This is a genomic window from Sedimenticola selenatireducens, from assembly GCF_007625115.1.
GTDB classification, from domain to species: Bacteria; Pseudomonadota; Gammaproteobacteria; order Chromatiales; family Chromatiaceae; genus Sedimenticola; species Sedimenticola selenatireducens_A.
On the sequence record NZ_VMNH01000023.1, the window covers coordinates 13393 to 34650 of the forward strand.

At 50.3% G+C, this 21258-nt stretch carries 19 protein-coding genes; 3 read left to right on the forward strand and 16 right to left on the reverse strand.

The features are described from left to right. Window positions 1–3 precede the first annotated feature (3 nt). From FHP88_RS14780 to FHP88_RS14825, 10 genes are all read right to left on the reverse strand, one after another. On the reverse strand, window positions 4–1278 hold the full coding sequence (locus tag FHP88_RS14780) for a (Fe-S)-binding protein (RefSeq protein WP_144359865.1): 1275 nt from the start codon (window positions 1276–1278) through the stop codon (window positions 4–6). A gap of 13 nt (window positions 1279–1291) precedes the next feature. Beyond that, window positions 1292–1933: a hypothetical protein gene (locus FHP88_RS14785; protein WP_144359866.1), complete on the reverse strand. Its 642-nt coding sequence runs from the start codon at window positions 1931–1933 to the stop codon at window positions 1292–1294. Then, complete coding sequence (locus FHP88_RS14790; RefSeq protein WP_144359867.1) at window positions 1930–3027, reverse strand: formate dehydrogenase subunit gamma; 1098 nt, start codon at window positions 3025–3027, stop codon at window positions 1930–1932. Before FHP88_RS14790 ends, FHP88_RS14785 begins: the two co-directional genes overlap by 4 nt. A 195-nt stretch (window positions 3028–3222) precedes the next feature. After that, the gene (gene fdh3B / locus FHP88_RS14795; RefSeq protein WP_144359868.1) at window positions 3223–3852 is read right to left on the reverse strand and encodes a formate dehydrogenase FDH3 subunit beta; all 630 of its coding nucleotides are present in this window, start codon (window positions 3850–3852) and stop codon (window positions 3223–3225) included. Window positions 3853–3868: 16 nt separating this feature from the next. Next, entirely contained in the window at window positions 3869–6763 is a 2895-nt protein-coding gene (locus FHP88_RS14800) for a formate dehydrogenase subunit alpha (RefSeq protein WP_144359869.1), read from the reverse strand. A gap of 30 nt (window positions 6764–6793) precedes the next feature. Then, window positions 6794–7003, reverse strand: a complete 210-nt coding sequence (locus FHP88_RS14805) for a twin-arginine translocation signal domain-containing protein (RefSeq protein ID WP_144359870.1) — start codon at window positions 7001–7003, stop codon at window positions 6794–6796. A 32-nt stretch (window positions 7004–7035) separates the two neighbouring features. Then, window positions 7036–7698 (reverse strand): TorD/DmsD family molecular chaperone, encoded by a 663-nt coding sequence (locus tag FHP88_RS14810; protein ID WP_260843326.1) that lies wholly within the window; start codon window positions 7696–7698, stop codon window positions 7036–7038. Between the two features lie 95 nt (window positions 7699–7793). Continuing rightward, entirely contained in the window at window positions 7794–9419 is a 1626-nt protein-coding gene (locus FHP88_RS14815) for a 4Fe-4S binding protein (RefSeq protein WP_144359871.1), read from the reverse strand. Next, window positions 9412–10017 carry a DUF3306 domain-containing protein gene (locus FHP88_RS14820; RefSeq protein WP_144359872.1) on the reverse strand — a complete coding sequence of 202 codons (606 nt, stop codon included), beginning with the start codon at window positions 10015–10017 and terminating at the stop codon, window positions 9412–9414. The genes FHP88_RS14815 and FHP88_RS14820 overlap by 8 nt, the downstream gene beginning before the upstream one ends. Then, window positions 10014–10538 carry a DUF3305 domain-containing protein gene (locus FHP88_RS14825; RefSeq protein ID WP_144359873.1) on the reverse strand — a complete coding sequence of 175 codons (525 nt, stop codon included), beginning with the start codon at window positions 10536–10538 and terminating at the stop codon, window positions 10014–10016. Before FHP88_RS14825 ends, FHP88_RS14820 begins: the two co-directional genes overlap by 4 nt. Window positions 10539–10849: 311 nt before the next feature. Between FHP88_RS14825 and moaA the strand changes: the two genes are divergently transcribed. Together moaA and FHP88_RS14835 are read left to right on the forward strand one after the other, a co-directional pair. Next, entirely contained in the window at window positions 10850–11878 is a 1029-nt protein-coding gene (gene moaA, locus FHP88_RS14830) for a GTP 3',8-cyclase MoaA (protein WP_144359874.1), read from the forward strand. 110 nt (window positions 11879–11988) lie between these two features. Then, on the forward strand, window positions 11989–12267 hold the full coding sequence (locus tag FHP88_RS14835) for a hypothetical protein (RefSeq protein ID WP_144359875.1): 279 nt from the start codon (window positions 11989–11991) through the stop codon (window positions 12265–12267). A 318-nt stretch (window positions 12268–12585) separates the two neighbouring features. Here the strand turns inward: FHP88_RS14835 and haoB are convergent, their stop codons facing one another. Both haoB and FHP88_RS14845 read right to left on the reverse strand, forming a co-directional pair. Next, on the reverse strand, window positions 12586–13611 hold the full coding sequence (gene haoB, locus FHP88_RS14840; protein ID WP_144359876.1) for a hydroxylamine oxidation protein HaoB: 1026 nt from the start codon (window positions 13609–13611) through the stop codon (window positions 12586–12588). Next, window positions 13608–15341: a multiheme c-type cytochrome gene (locus FHP88_RS14845; protein WP_144359877.1), complete on the reverse strand. Its 1734-nt coding sequence runs from the start codon at window positions 15339–15341 to the stop codon at window positions 13608–13610. The genes haoB and FHP88_RS14845 overlap by 4 nt, the downstream gene beginning before the upstream one ends. Before the next feature lie 239 nt (window positions 15342–15580). On the opposite strand from FHP88_RS14845, the gene FHP88_RS14850 reads away from it, so the two are divergent. Beyond that, complete coding sequence (locus FHP88_RS14850; protein WP_144359878.1) at window positions 15581–17107, forward strand: PLP-dependent aminotransferase family protein; 1527 nt, start codon at window positions 15581–15583, stop codon at window positions 17105–17107. 182 nt (window positions 17108–17289) lie between these two features. Here the strand turns inward: FHP88_RS14850 and FHP88_RS14855 are convergent, their stop codons facing one another. From FHP88_RS14855 to FHP88_RS14865, 4 genes are read right to left on the reverse strand one after another with little or no spacing between them, the layout of a single operon-like run. Next, window positions 17290–17868 carry a class GN sortase gene (locus FHP88_RS14855; protein WP_144359879.1) on the reverse strand — a complete coding sequence of 193 codons (579 nt, stop codon included), beginning with the start codon at window positions 17866–17868 and terminating at the stop codon, window positions 17290–17292. An 11-nt stretch (window positions 17869–17879) separates the two neighbouring features. Beyond that, window positions 17880–20060, reverse strand: a complete 2181-nt coding sequence (locus FHP88_RS14860; RefSeq protein WP_144359880.1) for a marine proteobacterial sortase target protein — start codon at window positions 20058–20060, stop codon at window positions 17880–17882. Beyond that, on the reverse strand, window positions 20038–20199 hold the full coding sequence (locus FHP88_RS19200) for a hypothetical protein (protein ID WP_186297744.1): 162 nt from the start codon (window positions 20197–20199) through the stop codon (window positions 20038–20040). Before FHP88_RS19200 ends, FHP88_RS14860 begins: the two co-directional genes overlap by 23 nt. Continuing rightward, window positions 20196–20999, reverse strand: a complete 804-nt coding sequence (locus tag FHP88_RS14865; protein ID WP_144359881.1) for an OmpA family protein — start codon at window positions 20997–20999, stop codon at window positions 20196–20198. Before FHP88_RS14865 ends, FHP88_RS19200 begins: the two co-directional genes overlap by 4 nt. Between the last annotated feature and the right edge of the window lie 259 nt (window positions 21000–21258).

The window sequence follows — 21258 nt, forward strand, 5'->3', positions numbered from 1 at the left end:
AGATCAGGCAGCAGGTGTTGAGTTATCCATCAGATACTCAGCGAGAAGTTCAGTTAATCCGATAACCTCAACATCCATCTCGCGATCCTCTATTCCCTCCTCCAACACTATGCGACAGTTAGCGCAGGAGGTAACCATTGTTGTCACACCGAGCGATTCAATCTGCTGCTTTTTGCGATCAAACACCTTCAATCGCAAATCTTCCGCTCGTTCGTTGGCACTGACACCGCCACCGCCACCGCAGCACCAGTTCATACTCCCATGGTCAGTCATCTCGACAAATCCAGATGAGACTGAATCAAGCAGTGTTCTCGGGGACTCTATAACGCCACCACGACGCACTATTTGGCAAGGATCATGGAAGGTTAAAGGCGTGTCGGTTTTACCCGTAAATTGCAGGCGACCCTCCTTTTGCAATTGATCAAGTAACTCCAGTATATGAATAACTTCAAATTTATATGCACGACCGATTAGATTGGGGCCTTCCCAACGAATCGCAGTATAGGCATGTCCGCATTCGGGGCTAATGACATACTTGACGCCTAATGCCTCAGCCGCAATTACAACCCGGCTAACGATCTCTTTGGCAGCGTCATGACTACCTATTTGTATCCCACTGTTGGTCGCCTCAAACGCCTCACTGCTGATTGTCCAGGAGACATTAGCTGCAGCAAAAATGCGTGCAACGCTTTCAATATATTCTGGAAAATTCACCACCTCCATCGATGAAAACAGGGCCATGTAATCCGCACCTGACTGATCAAGCGGGATCTTCAGACCAGTACTCTTCTCAACATGGACTAATGCCGCCTTGAGGGTCTTCAATGTAACCCCCATTGGGCTACCAATGGTCAATGCGCGCTTGGTTGCCTCCTGCAAGCCCACAGGCGTGTACCCAGCAGCAGAAAATCCTTCACGTTCCTTGCGAATCATGTAAGTAATATCGATACCAACTGGGCAGACCATGGAACAACGACCACACATGGTGCAACTGTCATAGACAAGCGTTTCCCAATCCGCAAAGTCCTGCTCTTTTAGCGGTTGACTCAAGCCCATCTTGATCAAAAATTTTCCCCAAAATGTATGCTTTTCACGCCATAACCGGCGCATAGGCTCCAGCTTATAGATCGGGGTATAACGAGGATCACTGGTCTCGGTATAAAACAAACATGCCTCGGCACAGAGACCGCAATGAACGCAGGAGGAGAAATAGGCCTCAATTCTAGAATCAATTTGCTGATCAAGAACTTCGATACCTTTTGCGAAATTATAACTCATAGTCTCTCCCATCTTAGGCATTCACACCTTTGCGCGCCATTGTTGCACCGGTATAGGCACGACTAAACGCAAAGGTAAAAGCGTGCATCAGGTTGCTAAATGGGAAATAAATCAGTAGTAGTTCAGCAAGAAACAGATGCAGCAACCGCAATGGTTCAAAAGCCTGCGCCAATGCCAGACAACCCGTAAGCATTACCAGAAAGACCAACCCGATTCCGACATAGTCATCAATGGATGAGAGCAAGCGGGTAACCGGATGCAATACCCGATGTAACCAGAGCAAGAGTAGACCAATAAAGGCCAGTTCCGCACTGACAATAAAGGCCCAATAGGGCAAAGCAGGCCAGCTAAAACCCGTTATTCTCTCCGAGAAAAACGTCACGTGCGGTTGCGCAAAAATAAGCAGTGCAAATAATCCCAGGTGAAATAGATAACCTGCAATTACAGTGAGTCGGCCGCGAGTGGCAACATCACGCCTTGGTATAAACCGGCTGAATAGAGTACGTAGCGCACCGGCAGAACCTTCCGCCCGAGGGCGTGAAAAATCCTTTTTTAATCCCGCACGTAGAATCGAAATAATCCGATAGATCACGCCGAGTACAAAAACTCCAAACGCAAAATACCATAAAGGACCATCAATCAGCTCCCCGATCATTGCCCTGTCTCCTGCGTTAGACTCGATGGCATTGAATTGGCTTTAGTGTCACCCTGCAATCGAGATACCTCATCTTCCATAATGACCTCATTCTGCTCTTCACAAAGCTCGGCCCATTGCTCGTGATGCTCTTTCGCCCAATTCAGATCGCAATAACCTGTGGTCATACCATCAAGGGCTCCCTCCATACCCACAGAGCCGATATAGATGTGTCCCATGATGACCACAATCATTACCAGCGTCGTAATGCCATGGGAAACATGCGACAACTCCATCAGCACACGTCCTTGCCCAAACACAGGAAAAACCAGCACAAGACCGGAGCCGACAATCACGCCCCCAACCAACACCAGCATCCAGAACATGCTTTTCTCACCCATGTTGAAAAAATTAGACGGCACATGGCCCTTGCCAATCAAGCCTCCACCTTTCAACAACCAGGTAAGATCACCCTTTTGATAAATGTTACGCCGCACAAAACGAAAGAAAACCAGGACCAGTGCCACAGCAAACAATGGCCCAAACAGGTTATGCCCCTCCTTGCTCGCAGAGGCGAGTAGCGAGAAGAACTCTTGACCCACTATTGGTATCAACAGAGAACGACCAAATAGCAATATCAATCCAGTGAAGGCTAAAAACAGGAAAATTGCAGCCAAGCACCAGTGAATGGTTCGCTCGTAGAGAGAATAGCGAAACAGCTTTTTATCACTCATGCCCGACACGACCTTTATGCGGCCGCGTACTATAAAAAAGATGATCAGCAGTAACAGCATACCGGCCAATAGGTAACCACCATAAGGTATCAGTTGCGTCATGCGGAAATTCCGCCACTTATCACCATACGGATTAATGAGTACACCACTGTCGGCACTCTTAACTTGGCTATTACCTACAGCAATAGCGTCGCGTTGGCGCACCTCTCGCCACAGGTCAGCAGATGGATTGGGAATTTGAATAGGTTGTGTATTTTTGCCGGATTCAGCACTTGCCGTTGACATCACTAGCAGAGGTGACAGCATTATCAGGATGAGCAGATAAAAAACCCAGTCGTCACCTATGCCATACCCCTTATGTGGGATTAAAGCCCTTCTCATCAGTATCTCCTAAAAGACCAGCTAGTAGCGTAAAGATGCAGTGGCCGTACGAACATAAAAATCTCCTAGCGCTGTAACCACCACCTAAGTCAATCTCTTTATCCGTGTTTCACCGCAGTAATCTATAGCCCCATGATGAGCCAGCCAGATTAAACATATGGCTGGCTCATCAATAAGCGCAATATCTAACGGTCGCTACTTCTTATTGCTGGCCTTACCTTCCATACCACGCGTCTGACGAAGTGAGGCATTTTGATATGAGACGCCTCTGTTCAACACACTCGCACCACGGTTAATGACGCGTTCACGATAGATGTTGGAGACCACATTGGCATCACCCGCCAACAACGCCTTGGTTGAACACATCTCGGCACACAATGGCAGCTTGCCTTCTGCCAAGCGGTTGGCGCCGTACTTGCTGTATTCTTCATGGCTGTGATCTTCCTCTGGCCCACCGGCACAGAAGGTACACTTATCCATCTTGCCACGCGAGGCAAAGGCACCGTCTTCAGGAAACTGTGGCGCACCAAACGGACAGGCATAGAAACAGTAGCCACAACCAATGCAGATATCCTTGTCATGCAGCACCACACCGTCCGCCGTGGTATAGAAACAGTCAACCGGGCAGACCGCTGCACAGGGCGCATCGGAGCAATGCATACAGGCTACAGAGAGCGAGCGCTCGCCCGGCTCACCATCTTTGATGGTGACAACGCGACGCCGATTAACACCCCAGGGCACTTCATTTTCATTTTTACAGGCAGTAACACAGCCGTTGCATTCGATGCAGCGTTCAGCGTCACAATAGAATTTCATTCGAGCCATTTTTTTATCCTCGTGTTTACGCTTTGCTGATCTTGCAGAGACTGCACTTGGTTTCCTGCATCTGAGTCACCGAGTCATAACCATAGGTCATGGCACTATTGGCGGCTTCACCCAGCACAACAGGGTCAGCACCTGCAGGATACTTGGAACGCAGATCCTTACCCTCGAAGTGTCCACCAAAGTGGAACGGCATAAAGGCGACACCTGACGCAACACGACGGGTAATCATTGCCTTCACCTTCACCTTGGTTCCTTCGGCACCCTCAACCCAGACATCATCGCCTTCTTTCACGCCTGCATTGTTCGCATCACGTGGATGAATCTCGACAAACATATCTTGTTGTAATTCAGCCAACCAAGGATTGGAGCGCGTCTCATCACCACCCCCCTCATACTCAACCAAACGACCTGAGGTAAGAATAATGGGGTAATCTTTTGAGTAATCCTTGGCCTGAATAGAGCCATAGCGAGTCGGCAGACGGTAGAACGACTTCCGATCTTCATAAGTCGGGTATTTCTCAACCAGGTCACGTCGACTGGTGTAGAGTGGCTCACGATGGACAGGCACGGGATCAGGGAATGTCCAGACTACGGTACGTGCTTTGGCATTACCAAAGGGGGCACAACCATGTTTGATCGCCACACGCTGGATGCCACCGGAAAGATCCGTCTTCCAATTTTTACCCTCAGCAAGTTTTTGCTCATCGGGTGTCAGGTCATTCCACCAACCCAGTTTCTTCAGCAACTTATCGGTGAACTCGGGATAACCATCTTTGATCTCCGACCCCTTGGAATACGAACCATTGGCCAGCAAACTCTCACCGTTACGCTCAACGCCAAATCGGGCACGGAAGGTCAGACCACCATCAGCGACTGCCTTACTGGGATCATACAGATTGGGTGTACCCGGATGCCCCATCTCAGCAGTACCCCAACAGGGCCAGGGCAGGCCAAAGTATTCACCATCGCAGGCCCCGCCTTCGGCTAACAACGTATCGTAGTTGAAGTTACCCCAGTTCTGCTGTTGCTTCTTCATCCGTTCAGGACTTTGACCGGTATAACCAATGGTCCACATGCCCTTGTTGAATTCACGGGTAATGTCTTCGATCAGCGGCTCTTCACCATTGATCTTAACGTTCTTAAACAGCTGTTCAGCAAATCCAAGTTTCTTGGAAAGTTTATACATGATGGTCTGATCAGGCAGCGACTCAAACAGGGGTTCGATGACCTTGTCCCGCCACTGCAATGACCGATTGGATGCCGTCACGGAACCGTAGGTTTCAAATTGCGTGGCCGCCGGCAACAGATAGACACCATCGGTTCGATCATGCATCACCGCAGAGACGGTCGGATAGGGATCAATGATCACCATCATGTCCAGTTTCTCCATGGCCTTCTTCATCTCTTTGCCACGGGTCTGACTGTTGGGTGCATGTCCCCAGAAAACCATTGCCCGTAGATTATCCTTCTGGGCAATATTTCCCTTCTCTTCCAAGACACCGTCAATCCAGCGTGACACTGGGATACCATTGGTATACATGGGACTGATGTCTTTATCCTTACTCTTCTCATAAGAGGCCGAATCGAATTGACCTTTTATCCAGTCAAGATCCACACCCCAAACTTTTGACCAGTGGCCCCACGCGCCGGCAGAAAGCCCATAGTAACCTGGTAGCGTATGTGAAAGGACACCAAAATCGGTGGCTCCCTGAACATTATCATGTCCCCGGAAAATATTAGTTCCACCACCCGAGACACCCACATTACCCAGCGCTAACTGGAAGGCACAATAAGCCCGTGTGTTGTTATTACCAACCGTGTGCTGAGTACCACCCATACACCAGATAAAGGTACCCGGACGGTTGTCAGCCATTGCCTTGGCGGCAGCAAATACTTGGTTTTCAGGTACGCCCGTTACCCGCTCAACTTCATCCGGGGTCCACTTGGCGACTTCCGCCTTCACCTCATCCAGACCGTAAACCCGCTGACTGATGTACTCTTTGTCTTCCCAGCCATTTTTGAAAATATGGTAGAGCATGCCCCAAATGATCGGCACATCGGTTCCAGGACGAATTTGCAGGAAGTGATCAGCATGGGCTGCCGTCCGGGTAAACCGGGGATCAATCACTATCACGGGTGCATTGTTCTGCTCTTTCGCCTTAAAAATATGCTGCAGAGCAATCGGGTGGGCTTCAGCAGGATTACTGCCTATCAACAGAATCGCTTGTGAATGGTGGATGTCATTATAGGAGTTGGTCATCGCACCGTAGCCCCAGGTGTTGGCAACACCGGCAACCGTGGTGGAGTGACAGATTCGTGCCTGATGATCTACATTGTTGGTGCCCCACATGGCCGCCAACTTACGAAATGTATAGGCTTGTTCGTTGTTGTGCTTGGCTGAACCAAGCCAGTAAACTGAATCAGGGCCCGACTCATTACGGATCTGCAACATCTTGTCACCGATCTCATTGATCGCCTCATCCCAACTGACCCGTTTCCATTTACCATCAACCAGTTTGGTCGGATACTTCAGGCGACGTTCGCCGTGTCCATGCTCACGCACTGAAGCACCCTTGGCACAATGCGCACCCCGATTGAACGGATGATCAAACGCGGGCTCCTGACCCGTCCAGACACCGTTTTGTACCTCTGCCACAATGCCGCAACCCACGGAGCAGTGCGTGCAGATGGTCTTCACCTGCTGAGTAGAACCCGCCGGTGCGGATTGCGCCTCAACCTTTTTCATAATGCCCGGTGTAAATCCACCCGCCAATACCGCACCCCCTGTCATCAGACTGGAGTTGCGCAGGAAGGCACGTCGGCTGATTGCATTACCTTTGACTTTTGTCGACTGCTGTGTGGCATCAGACGGTAGTCCAGGTTTCTGATCTAATCGTTTCTTCAGTTTCATCTCTATCCCCTGTTACGCTACCGGAGCGACTCAGCTAGCCATTGTTTTGTAGTAATCAAGGATGTGCTGAGTCAGGTGATACCCTTTCTGCCCTTCCTCTTTCGTAGCGACATCACTCTCCACCGCCAGCACAGTACCCGGTAGTACAGCCGCTGCGGCCACACCCACTCCGGTCACCAGTGAACCACGAATAAATTTTCGCCGATCGGTAGCCAGCGCTTGCTTCTTATCTTTTTTCATTACGTCTCCTCCACGAGAGGGATAAAGGGTGATTAAACCTGCATAGCCAGGTAACGCGCTTCCAGCTCGACAAATGAAATACCGAAGCGACCTACTGCCCGATAAAATACTGCCGATTTCGCTTGACTGAGATCGTTAAAAAAGCGCTGCGCCCAACCTGACATATGTGTATTGAAGAAGTGTGCTTGCCGTTCATGGGACTGGCCTTCAAGGATCAACAATTGCATCACCTCACAAAGCGCCGCCATATGGTCTTCTGGTTCATGGACGTCAGGATCACGCTGGAAACCCAGGGCGAACAGATCATCGCGCAATCGACCCAGGGGACGCTCCATTAGAAATCCCGTGAGATACCAGGAGCCATAAGGAACCAACTCACCCCGACCCAAACCAATAAAGAGATCATGAAACTCATCATCAATCGATTCTGTTCGACAAGTGGCTGCCGCCAGTCCAAGCATCGACATGGAGAGCGCCATCTCACCACCGGCCTGGTCAATGGATGAGAAGCCTGCAATCTGTTCCAGCACGCGCTGATCAGGCGTTCTGGCAAGTAATGCGGCCAATACGCCATAGGCACCTGCACGGTAGCCCTGCTCCTCAGAGAGCATCGACCCATTATGGGCATGCAGCTCGTTAGTCTGAACGTCCTCTGCTATTAATTCACTCTGCATCGCTTCACTCTGATTTGCCATCACAACTTCCTCAGGAATTATATTGAGCAATCAATGGGCCAATAAGGCATGGAAAAAAATGACAAAAAGGGAGTGAAATAACCTATTCACCATCCTCATTGGAGCGTTTCGCCCATCATTCCCTGGGCCATCGCCTCAGGATCTTGCGCAATATCCACCACCCGGCAATCCTGACACAGAGTCAGACGATTCCGGGATCGGGCGTCTTTAAACATCCAGTGGCCTTCTAGTTTTTTAAGCATATTCTCGATCACAGAACGGGTTGCAAACGGTTTGCCGCATTCGGTACAGCAGAACGGTGGCTCTTCATGTAACAGACGAATCTTCGCCCTCGCCTCACGATCAAACAGCAGCCGGGGGGTAATCCAGATGGCATCTTCAGGACAGGTGCGAGTACACATACCGCACTGAATACAGTTCGCCTCGATAAAGCGAAGCTGAGGTGCGTCCTGCCCGGCCAGCAACGCCTTACCAGGACAAGCCCCCACACAGGAGAGGCAGAGGGTGCAAGCACTGGCATCTACCTGCGCCATACCAAATGGCGCGCCTACTGAGAGACTCGCCATCGGTCGCGCTCGCGCCGCTTGTTCAAACAAGTGATCTATCGCCATGTAGGCGGTTGGCCGTTTGCCCCCCAAACCAGAGAAATTGGCCTGTTTAATGGCTGGCATGTGCACCTCGGGCCCGCTGCACTCAACAGCCTGCTTATCAACCAGCCGTAGGGCCGAGCTGGGATAGCCCATGGCAGACAGCAGTTCTTGAGCCGTAACAAACTGCTGTTGCAAGGCATCCAGAACGCGTTGGGGCATGGCATCGTCTTCAAGCAACCAGACACTACTGGCACCATAGGCCAGCGCAGAAAGCCACACCTCCAAACCCACACTGGCCAACTCCTCAATCCTTATCGGGAGGTGATTCCCCTGAAGCGGAATATCCGTCACCTCATCCTGAGTCGTGAAAACGACTATCGGGTCAATACCACCCGCTTCGCGGTAGTGCTTCAGCATCAACCGTATCTGTTCCAGCGTATCTTTCGCCTGTGGATAGCTGTAACGCATGGCACCACTCGGACAGACCGTGGCACACACACCACCACCCTGACAACGATTCGAATCCACCGTAACTTTTTCAAGCAGTGAACTGATCGCCTCTGCCGGGCAAGCCTCTATACAACGGGTACAAGCAACATGCCCAGAACGTTTATGCGCACAGATTGATGCGTCATAATTGAAATAACGTGGCTTATCAAAGACACCTACCAGATCACGCAACTGCTCATCCGCCTCAATCAGACTCAGCTCATCGGTCTTTGCAACGATATAACCCGGTGGCTTCATGGGCATGGTTAACTGCGGCTCTAACCCCAGATCCAGAATCAGATCAGCCGATAATGTCTCGGCATTGGGTTTTCCGGCCTCACCCAACTGAACAGTGAAGGCACCTAAATGGCCGGTTATCTGCACAGACCTACCACCCTGCGAAATAACCGGAACACCGGGCAACTCTTCCCCTTCAAGCAACAATAGTTGCGGCTGTAGCGGTGCCGTTAAACGTGGCGCAAACTCCATCGCTTCCACGTTACCAATGACAATGACGCGTCCTCGTGACTGAAACTCCACCAGATCGGTCGGCTCTAGTACTACCTGTTGTGCTGCCGAAAGTGCCGCCTCTTTGGCCTTGGCATTTCTGACTTTTCTGGAATCTGTTATCTGGTCACTCATTTTCTATCCTGCCTTCTGTCTCGGGTTGCTCAGCCATCAGCAAATCATCCACATTTGATTCGTCTGGAAATCCATCTAACAAAGGTATGGCTTCATTATTTGGCTCTTCCGCAACGTCTACCCCACTCACACCATCTGCCGCCTGCTGATCGTTATCTTCTGCAGCTACTTCAGCATCCGATTCCAACTGCAGCGCAGCCTCGAGCTTCTCTTTTGCAACAGCCATCTGATGCCGCATATCCGAGGTAATAATCGAACCCAATTTGGCAAAGCTGGTAAAGTCATCGGCATAATCATCAAGGCCATCACAGACATTGAAAGAGGCACTGTGAAACAGCTTTCTGAGGGCCTGCTGACGTAATGCCTCACTGACTTTCTCAGAGAAAAAAACGCTGTAATCAGACGCTTCAGTCAGCGATTCAATCGGCGGCATATCTTCATCACTGAGAGGCGGGGCTTCAACAGTGGCCTCATCATCCGAAGTAGCCATTTCCGTTGATTCGTCCTGTTGCTGTGTGGCCTGTTTCATTCTTGACCAGCGCGAGATGAATCCACCCTGATCCTCAGCAATAGAATATTCCCGATCGCGACTACTCATTGCTCACGCCCACTCTTGTCATTCGCACTCCAATCCGTTAAACGTCGCTTCTTTTTCAACACAGGTACATAGTGATTCAGCACAAACAGCTCACACCACCGATATAACTCCGGGGGAATCGCAACGGCATACACCATCTCATCACACTCCAGATAGGCGTGTGCCTCATCAAAACTGAGTGAGACAACCTTTGGCACCGGAACACCCTGATCATCTTCTGTGGCAATGACAAAGCAGCGCGGGGAATCAGAACAAAGATTGTGGTAATAGCTTTCACACTCATCCACATGCAGCTGCAGTTGATAACCGCTATTGAGGAATTGCTGTGTCTCCCCCTGCTCGTGTATCAACGTGACCTGATGTGATGCAGCGGCCTCACTCCACAGTTGAGCCGTCACGCCCACGGCCGTCCAAGAGGCATCAAGCCACGGGCTCTGACAAGGCTTGCGCTCCATAACGACCGAGATTAAGAATTCAGAGGGGACGCTCTCATCTAAATCCTCAACAGGCTCTTGAAACATGGCCGACCACCTCTTTATTGCATAATGTGTTACGGTTTCGACGCAAAGACCGTACCAGCCTGCACAAAGCCAGTTTTTCAGCCCCGCTGACGCTTATTACCCCAGACAATAAAATATAAAAGCGATGAAAATTGCGGCAAAATGTCACAGTCCATCTGGACTAACTGAGACAAATAGAACCTATCTGCGGTGGCCCTGCGGGTTGTAAATCGAGACAATTTGTCTAATCAGCCCACTACTGCAATAACCCTAGTAAATGGGTATGGTATTTGCCTGTAGCTCACTCTAAACTCAGTCTTATAGGAGCACGCATGGATCAAACTCAGGTAAACGGTGTCGACACAAATCTGCATCAGCCACTGATAGACAGGTACGGCAGGCAGATCAAATACCTCCGGATTTCTGTTACTGACCGGTGTGACCTGCGCTGTGTCTACTGTATGTCAGAAGATATGCAGTTTGTCCCACGCTCACAGCTTCTCACCTTGGAAGAGTTGCAACGCATCGGAAAAACCTTTGTAGAACTGGGTGTCAACAAGATCAGGATCACGGGTGGCGAACCGCTCACCCGACGCAATGTCATTCAGCTGTTTGATTCACTCGGTCAACTGGAGGGCCTGAATGACTTCACCCTGACCACCAATGGCACGCTGTTGCCGCAATATGCCAAAGAGCTCAAATCAGCCGGTGTAACGCGCATCAACATCAGCCTGGATACCCTGCAGCCAGAACGATTCCATGAAATCACCCGGGTGGGGGAAATCAAAAAGACACTGGATGGCATCGAAGCCGCACGGACAGTCGGCTTTAAACGCATCAAGATCAACTCGGTCATCCTGAAGAATCGCAACCATGATGAGGTGAATGACCTGGTCCAGTTCGCCCTGGATCGTGGCATGGATATCAGCTTTATCGAAGAGATGCCCCTCGGTGTTATCAGCGAGCATGATCGTGCGGACGCCTACTATTCCAGTGACCAAATCCTGCACGATATAGAAAAGCAACACAGCCTGATCCCAACCACTGAAACGACTGGCGGCCCTTCCCGTTACTATCGAATAGATGGCACTGAAACCCGTGTCGGGTTTATCTCACCCCACAGCCATAACTTTTGTGATAGCTGCAATCGGGTTCGCCTGACCGCAGAGGGTCGCTTGCTGCTCTGCCTGGGGCAAGAGCATTCTGTTGACCTTCGCCGCGTACTCCGTGCCCATCCACTGGACAACGAACCACTGCGGGATGCCATTATTCAATCGATGGATCTGAAACCGAAAGGTCATGATTTTGATCTCACATCCCAACCAGTGCTGTTCCGGCATATGAATGCAACAGGCGGTTAGTTCTCCGGAACCAATAACCTCACCAATTTCAGATGATTTGCATCAACGCAATGATGATTGTCATCTGACATAGTTAGGCTAAGAGGAAAACCAACTGGAGGGACCAGATTATGCTAACACTTGAAGACTGCCTGGGCCTATGCGAACTGGATGAAGAAGAGATTCTGGCAATCGCAGAGCACGAACACGTCCCGGAAATTGTAGCCCTGGAGATGGCGCAATATATGGTGCATCTCCCGGAAGGAACTGTAATGATCAAACGAATGATCCTTGAAGATATTCAGCATGCCAAGCAAAATAATAATCAGTCACATGCCGAAGTTCTCGAGAAAGCGCTGAAACACTTCATCGTGAATCATCCTGAATTTAAAGCTCCATCTACCCAGTAAATTTTGAACCCGGGAGCGCAGCCGGTTGTAGAGACATCGATTTTTAAGGATGAAACTCTACATGACAGTCTTGCTGCCTCACCCGTCCCAGCCCAGTCTGACAAAAATCCCACTCTCAATTAATCAGTTACTGAGCGACTGGGAGCATTTTTATTTTCCAAGCTTGCCCATTCAGAATAGCCAGCCCCATTAAAAGGAGCGCGTGCTGGCGGACGGTGTTATACCCCCCTTCCACATTCAACTCTTTCATATCTACATTTATCAACATTCAATAACTCAGTGACCGTCAATACCCTATTCTGTTGAATCCCTTAAAACTCATGATTTGTTCAGAGGGGCAATTTCGTACACCCAATAGCCACTCTGCTGGGCTACCAATTTAACACCCTCCATGCCTTTTGGTCCCTGCTTGTTGAAAGGTAGCAAACGACTTACCAGGCGATCACCATCGCTCTCTTCTGTGAGAAAATAGACCCTCACCAACTCTTCCGAAGGGCGCAGTACAGCATAGTGTTTATAACCTTCTTCCTGAAGCCAATCCTTTACCCGCTGAATCATGCCATGCATATCACCGGTTCCAGGAAAATCCTTGAAACCAATCCCAATCTGATCTGGCATGAGCGTACCAAGTTTATAGGCATCCGTAATATTCAGGATCAGCAGCAGCGATTTTTCACCCGACATCTCACGTAAGCGGTTCAATCCCGCATCTGACTCCATAGCAAGTGCGGCTGCATAGCGTGAAAAAACGTTACCCTCTTTTGCCGATCCGACCTGCCAGAACGCTTGCTCTTTTTTCTCCACCTGATCCTGCTTTGCCAACCACGGCAGTGGTACGATCAAGGGTGTTGCCTGGTGGGGTATTGTAAGGGGCTGGCACTGACACACAATTGACAAGATACGCATTGTGTCCCACCAACCAAGCACAGGGACATCCCCCTCGGCCTGCTTCTCCAGCACAGGCACCATCTCTAACAGTGCAGCGAGATTACCTGTTTCATAAAGCACCGGCTCTGCCAGCAGATTATTCCATTGTAGAAGTACCGGGGATTCAGCATCAGGATAGGCCACATAGGCAACGGCTAAAGGCTGCGTGTTATCAGGCATTTTTAATTGGAAGCGAGACACACTGACGGACTGGGCTTTTTCACTCGCACCCAGCTCTTTAAAATCGCCAAGCACACCATTGGTTTCCAAATGATACTCATAGACAGGGACAACAGGGCGCATAAGTTCCATCCCCACCCAAACCAACATCATGATACCGATGGATACCAGCAGAACAGCGGCAAGTGGGTAATGACGTTTGAGCCGCTGTTCTCTCTCAATAGCTATGGCAGTCATGCCTCCTCCCCGGACTGTTCTTTGCGCCGGCGCACACCGATCATGGCCAGTGAACCGGCCAGTAGCAAACCGCCGCCCAAGCCACCTATCGAGGCCTTCTTCTCAAAGGTATCCAGATTGAACATGCTGTGTTTGGAGCTGGCTTCCAGATCCGCCACACGTTTTTTGAGTGCCGCCATATCACGCAACTTTGTGTCTTCATCCATAATCCGCGCATAGTCGCCAATCAGTGGTGACCAACCCTCAGTGTATGTATAACCACCGGGGCTACCATGCGTTACACCTTTATAGAGTTTGATCAGATCATGCTCCCACATCTGTGCATGGTCACGCTCAATAGTTGTCGGATTGTTACCCTTTGCCCAGAAGAGCTGAAAGAAACCGCCCGGCGCATCTTCAATTGGCTCAGGGGGTTTCGGACGATTGGTTTTTTGCCCCGGCAATAACCCATCATCATAGAGCTTGGTTAGAACCGCCTTGGCCTCTTGCTCTTTGGCAATACCCTGTTTGATGCTGCCATCAATGATTTCAAAATAGGACTTGGCAAACTTCGGAGAATGGCAAGTATCACACGTATCGATCCACGCCTCCTCACGCTCCTTAAACCACTTGTGATTTAAATTATCGGCTATAGCAGGCGTGGGATTAAACGCCCAACGCACTTTGCGAACCACGTTATGGCCGAACTTCCCCTTGTACTCCATATGGCATAGCGCACAGGTGGGACCGGTTTGGCCACCTTTCTCAATAGCCTTTTCAAGCGGCTGCTCCCAATCCCATCCATCTCCATGCGCCTGATAGACCGTTCCATGCTTGGAGAGTAAAAACTGCTCATACTCATTATGGTCAACACCATTATGACAAGTGGCACAAGCCTCTGGTTTGCGCGCTTCGGCTGCAGAGAACTGGTGCCTGGAGTGACAGGTATCGCACTTCGGTGCGTTGACATGACACATCGTGCAACCCGAGGCAATCTCACGTTCCTCAATAGCCGCCCAGGTGGCCAACTCAACATTCGCCTGATAACCCAGCGCATGTGAGGGTCTGCCATCAGGCCATTGATCTTGTGGCCAATCCATCGTATCCCGCTCAGACTCACGCTCTGCAAATTGCTTCAGATGACATTGACCACAAACAGCCGCATCCGGCATACGCAGATCTTTGTCATGCTTGCCCTTCTTCGCACCTATCCCCACATGACAATCAATACAGGAGACCTGATTGAGCTGTTCATGCTTGTCCAGTTTCCCCAAAGACCTTAGATTTTTTTCCGCTTCTTCTAGCAGTGCCTTCTTGTAATAACGGGGGTCATCTGGTGGTAAATTACGCAGCGCCGTCAGATTGGAGTGCGTGCTTTTACGCCAGGCTGCCACCGCCCCAGGGGTTTCATCCCGATCTTCATGGCAGGTGATACACTCCTGCCCCGTAGAGGCGTGTGTCTCAGTTGTCGGGGGTTTATAGAAACTCAATGGATTGAAATATTGATCGATGGACATCGGCTCCCATTTATCGGCAAATTTTCCTTTGCCCGCCCCCTGCTTGGGATCGGTGTAGCGATCAACCAACTTGTCATAGAGCTGTTTCGGTGATGCCGACTCTTCGTTCAATCCCAAGGCCTTATAGGTCTCTTTAGGGATATCACCCCAAGTGGGGCTGAGTGTCAGAATGCCTATCAGAACAAGCAACAACTTGCTTGCGATAAGTAAGTTTCTCTTTTTTGTGCTGCACATAACCTCTCCCCCCGTGAGCTACTGCCCATGACAAAGTCGGACACCTCGTGTCCTGGTGTCATAAAAAACTAGATATGGGGAGGAATAAAGGACCAATCCGGAATAAAAAAATGGTACCAGCAGGAGAAGGGGCGCTATTTCCACCCTGGTATTATGGAAATTTTCTATACTGGTACTATCGGAAGAACGCATACACTACTTATGATAGGGCCAGAGCCATTGGCCACAGAGGTTGAGCGATGACAAACCAGCTTCCTTTGACGATTAACAAGGATGATCAAAGCACCCTTCAAAATCAACTCTTTAATGAGATCCGGCGACTCATTCTGAATGGCGGACTAAAACCCGGAATCGCGATGCCCGCCACCCGGGAATTGGCAACCCAACTCAATGTCTCACGTAATACCACCCTTCTGGCTTATGAGCGACTGATTGCAGAAGGCTATCTTGAAACAAAACCGGCGGTGGGCACCTTTGTGACCAGCCATATCCCGGAAGCCTCATTACTACTGGATGCCTGTCCTGAACAACACAAAAAACAGGACATCTCTCAGCAGAGCCGATGCCTGCCCCGCTTCAGTGGCACTCCTCATACCGTATACAAACCAAAATCAGAAGAGATCGATATCGACTTCAAAGTGGGGCGACCTGACCCGCGCTCATTTCCTGTCAGTCGCTGGCGCCAACTGACCATCCGTCAACTTCAGCTCGCCCATGACAACCTGACAGAGTACAACGACCCATCCGGTATCTTTCGTCTGCGCAAGGCCATAGTCGATCATCTGGGTCCAGCAAGAGGAATTTCGGTTAGCCCTGAACAGGTGCTGATCGTTGCAGGTTGTCAGGAAGCGCTGAATATTATTGCGCGACTGTTTATCACTGAAGAGACAGAAGTTGTCATTGAGTGTCCAGCCTACCAAGGTGCGGCTAATGTCTTCGAGAGTTACGGTGCAAAGCTGAATCCTATTGCAGTTGATATTGAAGGACTGACAACCGCCCATCTTCCGAAAGGTGAGATCAAGCTGGCCTACCTGACGCCTTCCCATCAATATCCGCTCGGATATACCCTGTCACTCAAGCGCCGACTGGAATTACTGGAATGGGCCAACCAGACTGGGGCCTACTTGATCGAAGATGATTATGACAGCGATTTTCGCCACCACGGATCGCCTCTGACAGCGCTGAAGGGTCTCGATCATAACGACAGTGTCATCTATCTTGGCACGTTCTCAAAGTCTATAGGTGCCTCGTTAAGAATGGGTTATATGGTTCTGCCGGAAGCATTGATAGAGCCAGCACGCACCGTCAAGACACTGCTCAATAACGGCCAGCCTTGGCTGGAACAAGCTGTTGTTGCAGAGTTTATCCGCTCGGGCGGCTTTGCCAATCACCTGCGACGTATTCGACACACCTATCTCAACAGACGAGACTGTCTTATCAAGACACTTCAGGAACAGTTTGAGGACGTCGAACTCACCGGTCTTGAAGGCGGCATGCACCTGACCTGGAAACTACCTGATCATTTTCCTGCTGCAACAAAACTCGAATCGATTGCAGCCCATGTCGGCGTGGGTATCTATTCACTGCCCAAGGGCGATGCCTATTGCTCAGGCAATAAAGAACAACACGAGCGTATGCTGATGCTCGGCTACTCATCGCTTACTGAGCAACAGATCAAAGAAGGTATTATCAGGATAGCAAGGGCATTAGAAAAAACAGAACACCCCACCGCGTTGACCCAAAAACACTATCTGGAGTTGGCTTAAGCAAAGCATATCAAATTAGAGTATGCATAGGGTCGGTAATGGCTTAATGGGCAACCCTGAACATATATGTCCTATTTATCTCCGGTAATAATGTAAATCATTATAAAAATAGAGTATGTACCCCGGGGAGTTTTACGACACCTGCCGCTGATTCCGACGCACTCCTGATAAATGTCCCCTGCTCACATAACAAAACCAGCAACCGGTATCGCTCTCACAACAAATCGTCCTGGCCCACCGGGTATCAACGCATCAAACGGATAGCAGGTGATCAGGGTCAATCCATTGCTATTCTGCTCTAACAGCCATGTATCCTGTTCATCGTACACATCCCTCTTAATTACGGCATACATCAAGGATTCACCTGTGGTCGGTGTTATCCTGATCTGATCGCCGGGTTGTAGATACTGAAGAAACTGAAAGTGTGTATCACGATGGCCGCTTACAGCACTGTTACCCAAGCCACCCAGTGGCGCTGTTCCAGCGATATGCCCAGGACCAAAGGCAAGTGATCTTCCACTCGAACCCTCAAGTACAATCTGATCAATCCCAAGCCGCTCAATCTCCATTCTTGCCACGGGCCAGGTGTCAGCCCAGGGCCATGGACGGACACGACTGTTTCCTGCTTGCGTCTCTTCCCAGGCGCTCTTGAGGAGTTGTTGCGCGAGCAGGGCCTTGGCCTTGATGTAACCTCCTTCACTGATCTGCCAAAGCCCTACTAACACAAGAAAGGTGATGAATGGCGTTGTCCATTTTTTCATGCCTTTTGCCTCTATCCCCGGCCAATGTTCAAACCTAACTTGTGCGTCGTGATGCGCTGATCACGTTGCCACCACTTAAACAATCCAGCCAACACTAACAGGAACAGACCCAGCAGAATATTCAGTTCTGCCGCTGTGGCCGTCTGCGGTAATTTGCCAAATACTTTTTCGGCATGCCAACCCTTGGGCAGATTGGTCGGCATGGCCTTGCTCTTTAGACCCTCTTGGATTGGGCGTGAGGGTGTTTTATCTACAGCCACCAGACTGGTGTATTGACTGACCAGTTTGTGTGGCAGGGCAACTGCCAACACATCATTGCGCACTTGCATCTCATCCCGCCCTCTGGCCTTTTCATTCATCAGCGCGGCAATTTTTCTGCGCGCCCAGAGGAGATGTACACCGGACTCCTGCGCACCACCCTTGAGCGTGACTTGTTGCTTCCATTCATTACCGGCAACCTGGCCTGTGATATCCAACTGGGTTGCTGACTGTTGCATTTTCACCGCCAGAACAATCGGCTCACCGGCATAAAGATCGGGTATTCTTGACGGCCACATCTCTACACTTTGTCCTTCTGGCCACTGAATGGAGATATCCGTAAGGAGGGGTGTTTCTAATTTTGCAAACAGCGCCGCCATTTTTTCACCCACCTCTTCTACCTTGCCGATATAGGTAAAGGTGCCTCGACCAAACTCTGCCGCCCGGGTCATGAAAAAGCTGTTAGGTGCCGAACCAATGCCGATGGTGAACAGGCGACTCTCACCGAGCTGTTCGTGGATCAGTTTAAACAGTGCTTCTTCATTGCCAACACTGCCATCCGTTAGAAACACAACCTGACGCAGCACACCCTTTTCTGCATGCTGGCGCAGTGCCAACTGTAACGCCGGCAACATCTCGGTACCCCCATCGGCGAGCAAGCCATTGACATACTTTGTGGCCCATTGAATGTTTTTTACACTGGCTTGTACGGCTTGAGGAAACAGCGCATCGGTCTGATGATTGAATTGAATCACATTGAATCGATCGTTGGGTGCTAATCGCTGTAGTGCCAACTTGAGTGCCTCTCTGGCTTGTACGATTGAATCACCGTGCATAGATCCAGAGGTATCAATCACATAGATCACTTCTCTTGGTACAGGATTATCAATGGATTGCTGACTGACAGGTGGCATTACCATCAATAACGCATAGTCGCTGTTATCCCACTTTTCCGTAAACAGGGCGGCATGCGGTGCGGCTTCTGCACGCGGCACCCAGTGAAGTTCGAAATCCCGATCAGCGGGGACTGCGCTATCCTGCAAATGAATTTGATGCACCCCCTTTCCATCCTGTTCGACTGTGATCTTGTGATAACTACTCTCCAGTTTTGCCAGTGGCATCCCGGCATCCAGACCGATCTGTATACTGACGGGATTGATAGGACCTTCAGCGGGATCGACTACCGGCGGGGTAATACGTGAGGCATCCGTTACCTGATCAGTATTATTTGCCCAGCCACTCCCTTGAAAGGCGACTATTTCAGAGGGCCCAGTGGGTATCCCAGGAATGTACCGGGGCGCCACTACCAAGGGGAAACGTAACCTGAAACCACCCTGGTCATAATGCAGTGTCTGTTGATATTCAATTTCGACTTGTACGGTTTCATTCGGTGCGATATTGGCAACGGCAGTCGTGAAGATATTGGGCCGCTCCTGACTCAGCAAGCTGGCTTTGCGCCCTTCTCGCTTTGCTTTTTCATAGGTTTTTTTCGCCTGTTCCTTCTCCTGTATTTCACCCTCAATAAAACGCTCACCGATGCGCAGACGCATCCGATCGACCGCCGCATCATCAGGTAGTGGAAATACATAAGTACCCTCCACCCACTCTGAAGCCGTATTTTTGAACTGCTGCTTGACCACGACACGCGCCATTATGCCGCTGATGGTCATTTTCACATCGGTATTCAACAAGGGCGCATCCACCGATACACCACCACTGGCAAGCTTCATCAAGAGACTGCCACGCTTTACTTCATCCATACGGATAGGCTGATAGTTTGACTTATTGTTTAATTCGGCGGCTGCCGCACTGTTACTCCAGATAAACACGAGCAATCCCAAAAGCAGTGCCGTGACCATGCCAGCAAACAGGGAAGCCAGCGAAGTGAACAGCATGTCTTTACCTAAATGATTAATCGGCTTTTGCTCGGCCATGGTGGTCTCCCGCTTTTTGCTTTTGAGGTATCTTTTTGTTGTTACTGGGTATCGTTCGCTGTCGATAGAGATCCCGACACATGGCTTCCGGTGAACAGTAGAGAAAGTGCTCACTTAACGGCTGTATGACACGGCTCATGTGGCCTCCTGATAACAAAATCGAATAATCACTTGGCGGTCGTAACCCAGACCCTCAACATCACTCGGGTCATACTGAGCATTTGCTTCGCCATAGGCCTGGGTTTCTATGCGCTTAAAGGGGACGCCCCACTGAACCAATTGATCAGTAACGCTCAGGGCACGCGCTTCAGTCAGTGTCTGATTGTTCGAGGTACGACCCCGCTTATCCGCAAAGGCTTGGACATGGACCCTGAGTGATTGCAGCGTGCCTAATGCTTGCGCCAGTGCTTTAAGCGCCTGCTGATCCTGTAGCTCCAGGGCACTCTGATTGGTTCGGAATTGGATTCGATAGATAAAGCCCGATGCAATGGCCTGAAGCTGCTGTTTGTTATGCGAGTGAGCGGTGCGTAATTGTTGAGACAGCTCAGCCAGTTGGGCGACATCCTGTTTTCGTTGCTGTTGTAGGCGAGCCACCTCCTGCCGCGTGGTGTGCAAATCGGATTCCAGTCCAGAATTCCGTCCAGCCAACACACCACCTGCGGCACCGATAATAAATCCGGGCGGGCCCGCCAGAATAACGCCAGCAATACCCCCAATACCGGCACCTTGCCACTCTTCTGAATAAGTTGGTGCAGTCTCCTGTTCATTGAAGTGACCACCCTGCCACTGCTCAACATCATGGACGGCATTGAGATAATTGCTTTCGTAGGCACTGGCGCAATTGCCCCATGCCAATCCAGCCATAAGGGGAAAAAGTACTGCTCGGTTCATTACCTGCTCCTGATTGGTCCAGCGCACCTTCCCTGGTGTGTCAGTCATCCAGACTTGCGCCGGTTGCTTGTTATCTGTGGGCTATTAAACCCTGTTCAGGTGGCAAGCCGGTTTCGTCAAGCGGGCAGAGCGATGGCAGATTCGGGCAACAATGTGGCAATTTGTCCAACTGTCCTGACCCTGTTGGTACAAATCAGACCACATCCCCTCTTTCTGATATCTATTTCGATAGCTGAATCACCGTAACGGAGGGGTTGGACGGAATACGGCAAGCAGAAACAAGAAAGGTATGATTTTTGCGTAAAAA

Excerpts from the sequence above, each read along its gene's own strand:
- FHP88_RS14805 (WP_144359870.1), bottom strand. The coding sequence starts at position 7,003 with ATGAAAAAAGATAAGAAGCAAGCGCTGGCTACCGATCGGCGAAAATTT.
- moaA (WP_144359874.1), top strand. The coding sequence starts at position 10,850 with ATGGATCAAACTCAGGTAAACGGTGTCGACACAAATCTGCATCAGCCA.
- FHP88_RS14815 (WP_144359871.1), bottom strand. The coding sequence starts at position 9,419 with ATGAGTGACCAGATAACAGATTCCAGAAAAGTCAGAAATGCCAAGGCC.
- FHP88_RS14860 (WP_144359880.1), bottom strand. The coding sequence starts at position 20,060 with ATGGCCGAGCAAAAGCCGATTAATCATTTAGGTAAAGACATGCTGTTC.
- FHP88_RS14850 (WP_144359878.1), top strand. The coding sequence starts at position 15,581 with ATGACAAACCAGCTTCCTTTGACGATTAACAAGGATGATCAAAGCACC.
- FHP88_RS14825 (WP_144359873.1), bottom strand. The coding sequence starts at position 10,538 with ATGTTTCAAGAGCCTGTTGAGGATTTAGATGAGAGCGTCCCCTCTGAA.
- FHP88_RS14810 (WP_260843326.1), bottom strand. The coding sequence starts at position 7,698 with ATGGCAAATCAGAGTGAAGCGATGCAGAGTGAATTAATAGCAGAGGAC.
- FHP88_RS14845 (WP_144359877.1), bottom strand. The coding sequence starts at position 15,341 with ATGTGCAGCACAAAAAAGAGAAACTTACTTATCGCAAGCAAGTTGTTG.
- FHP88_RS14855 (WP_144359879.1), bottom strand. The coding sequence starts at position 17,868 with ATGAAAAAATGGACAACGCCATTCATCACCTTTCTTGTGTTAGTAGGG.
- FHP88_RS19200 (WP_186297744.1), bottom strand. The coding sequence starts at position 20,199 with ATGAGCCGTGTCATACAGCCGTTAAGTGAGCACTTTCTCTACTGTTCA.
- FHP88_RS14780 (WP_144359865.1), bottom strand. The coding sequence starts at position 1,278 with ATGAGTTATAATTTCGCAAAAGGTATCGAAGTTCTTGATCAGCAAATT.
- FHP88_RS14785 (WP_144359866.1), bottom strand. The coding sequence starts at position 1,933 with ATGATCGGGGAGCTGATTGATGGTCCTTTATGGTATTTTGCGTTTGGA.
- FHP88_RS14865 (WP_144359881.1), bottom strand. The coding sequence starts at position 20,999 with ATGACTGACACACCAGGGAAGGTGCGCTGGACCAATCAGGAGCAGGTA.
- FHP88_RS14835 (WP_144359875.1), top strand. The coding sequence starts at position 11,989 with ATGCTAACACTTGAAGACTGCCTGGGCCTATGCGAACTGGATGAAGAA.
- fdh3B (WP_144359868.1), bottom strand. The coding sequence starts at position 3,852 with ATGGCTCGAATGAAATTCTATTGTGACGCTGAACGCTGCATCGAATGC.
- FHP88_RS14820 (WP_144359872.1), bottom strand. The coding sequence starts at position 10,017 with ATGAGTAGTCGCGATCGGGAATATTCTATTGCTGAGGATCAGGGTGGA.
- FHP88_RS14790 (WP_144359867.1), bottom strand. The coding sequence starts at position 3,027 with ATGAGAAGGGCTTTAATCCCACATAAGGGGTATGGCATAGGTGACGAC.
- FHP88_RS14800 (WP_144359869.1), bottom strand. The coding sequence starts at position 6,763 with ATGAAACTGAAGAAACGATTAGATCAGAAACCTGGACTACCGTCTGAT.
- haoB (WP_144359876.1), bottom strand. The coding sequence starts at position 13,611 with ATGACTGCCATAGCTATTGAGAGAGAACAGCGGCTCAAACGTCATTAC.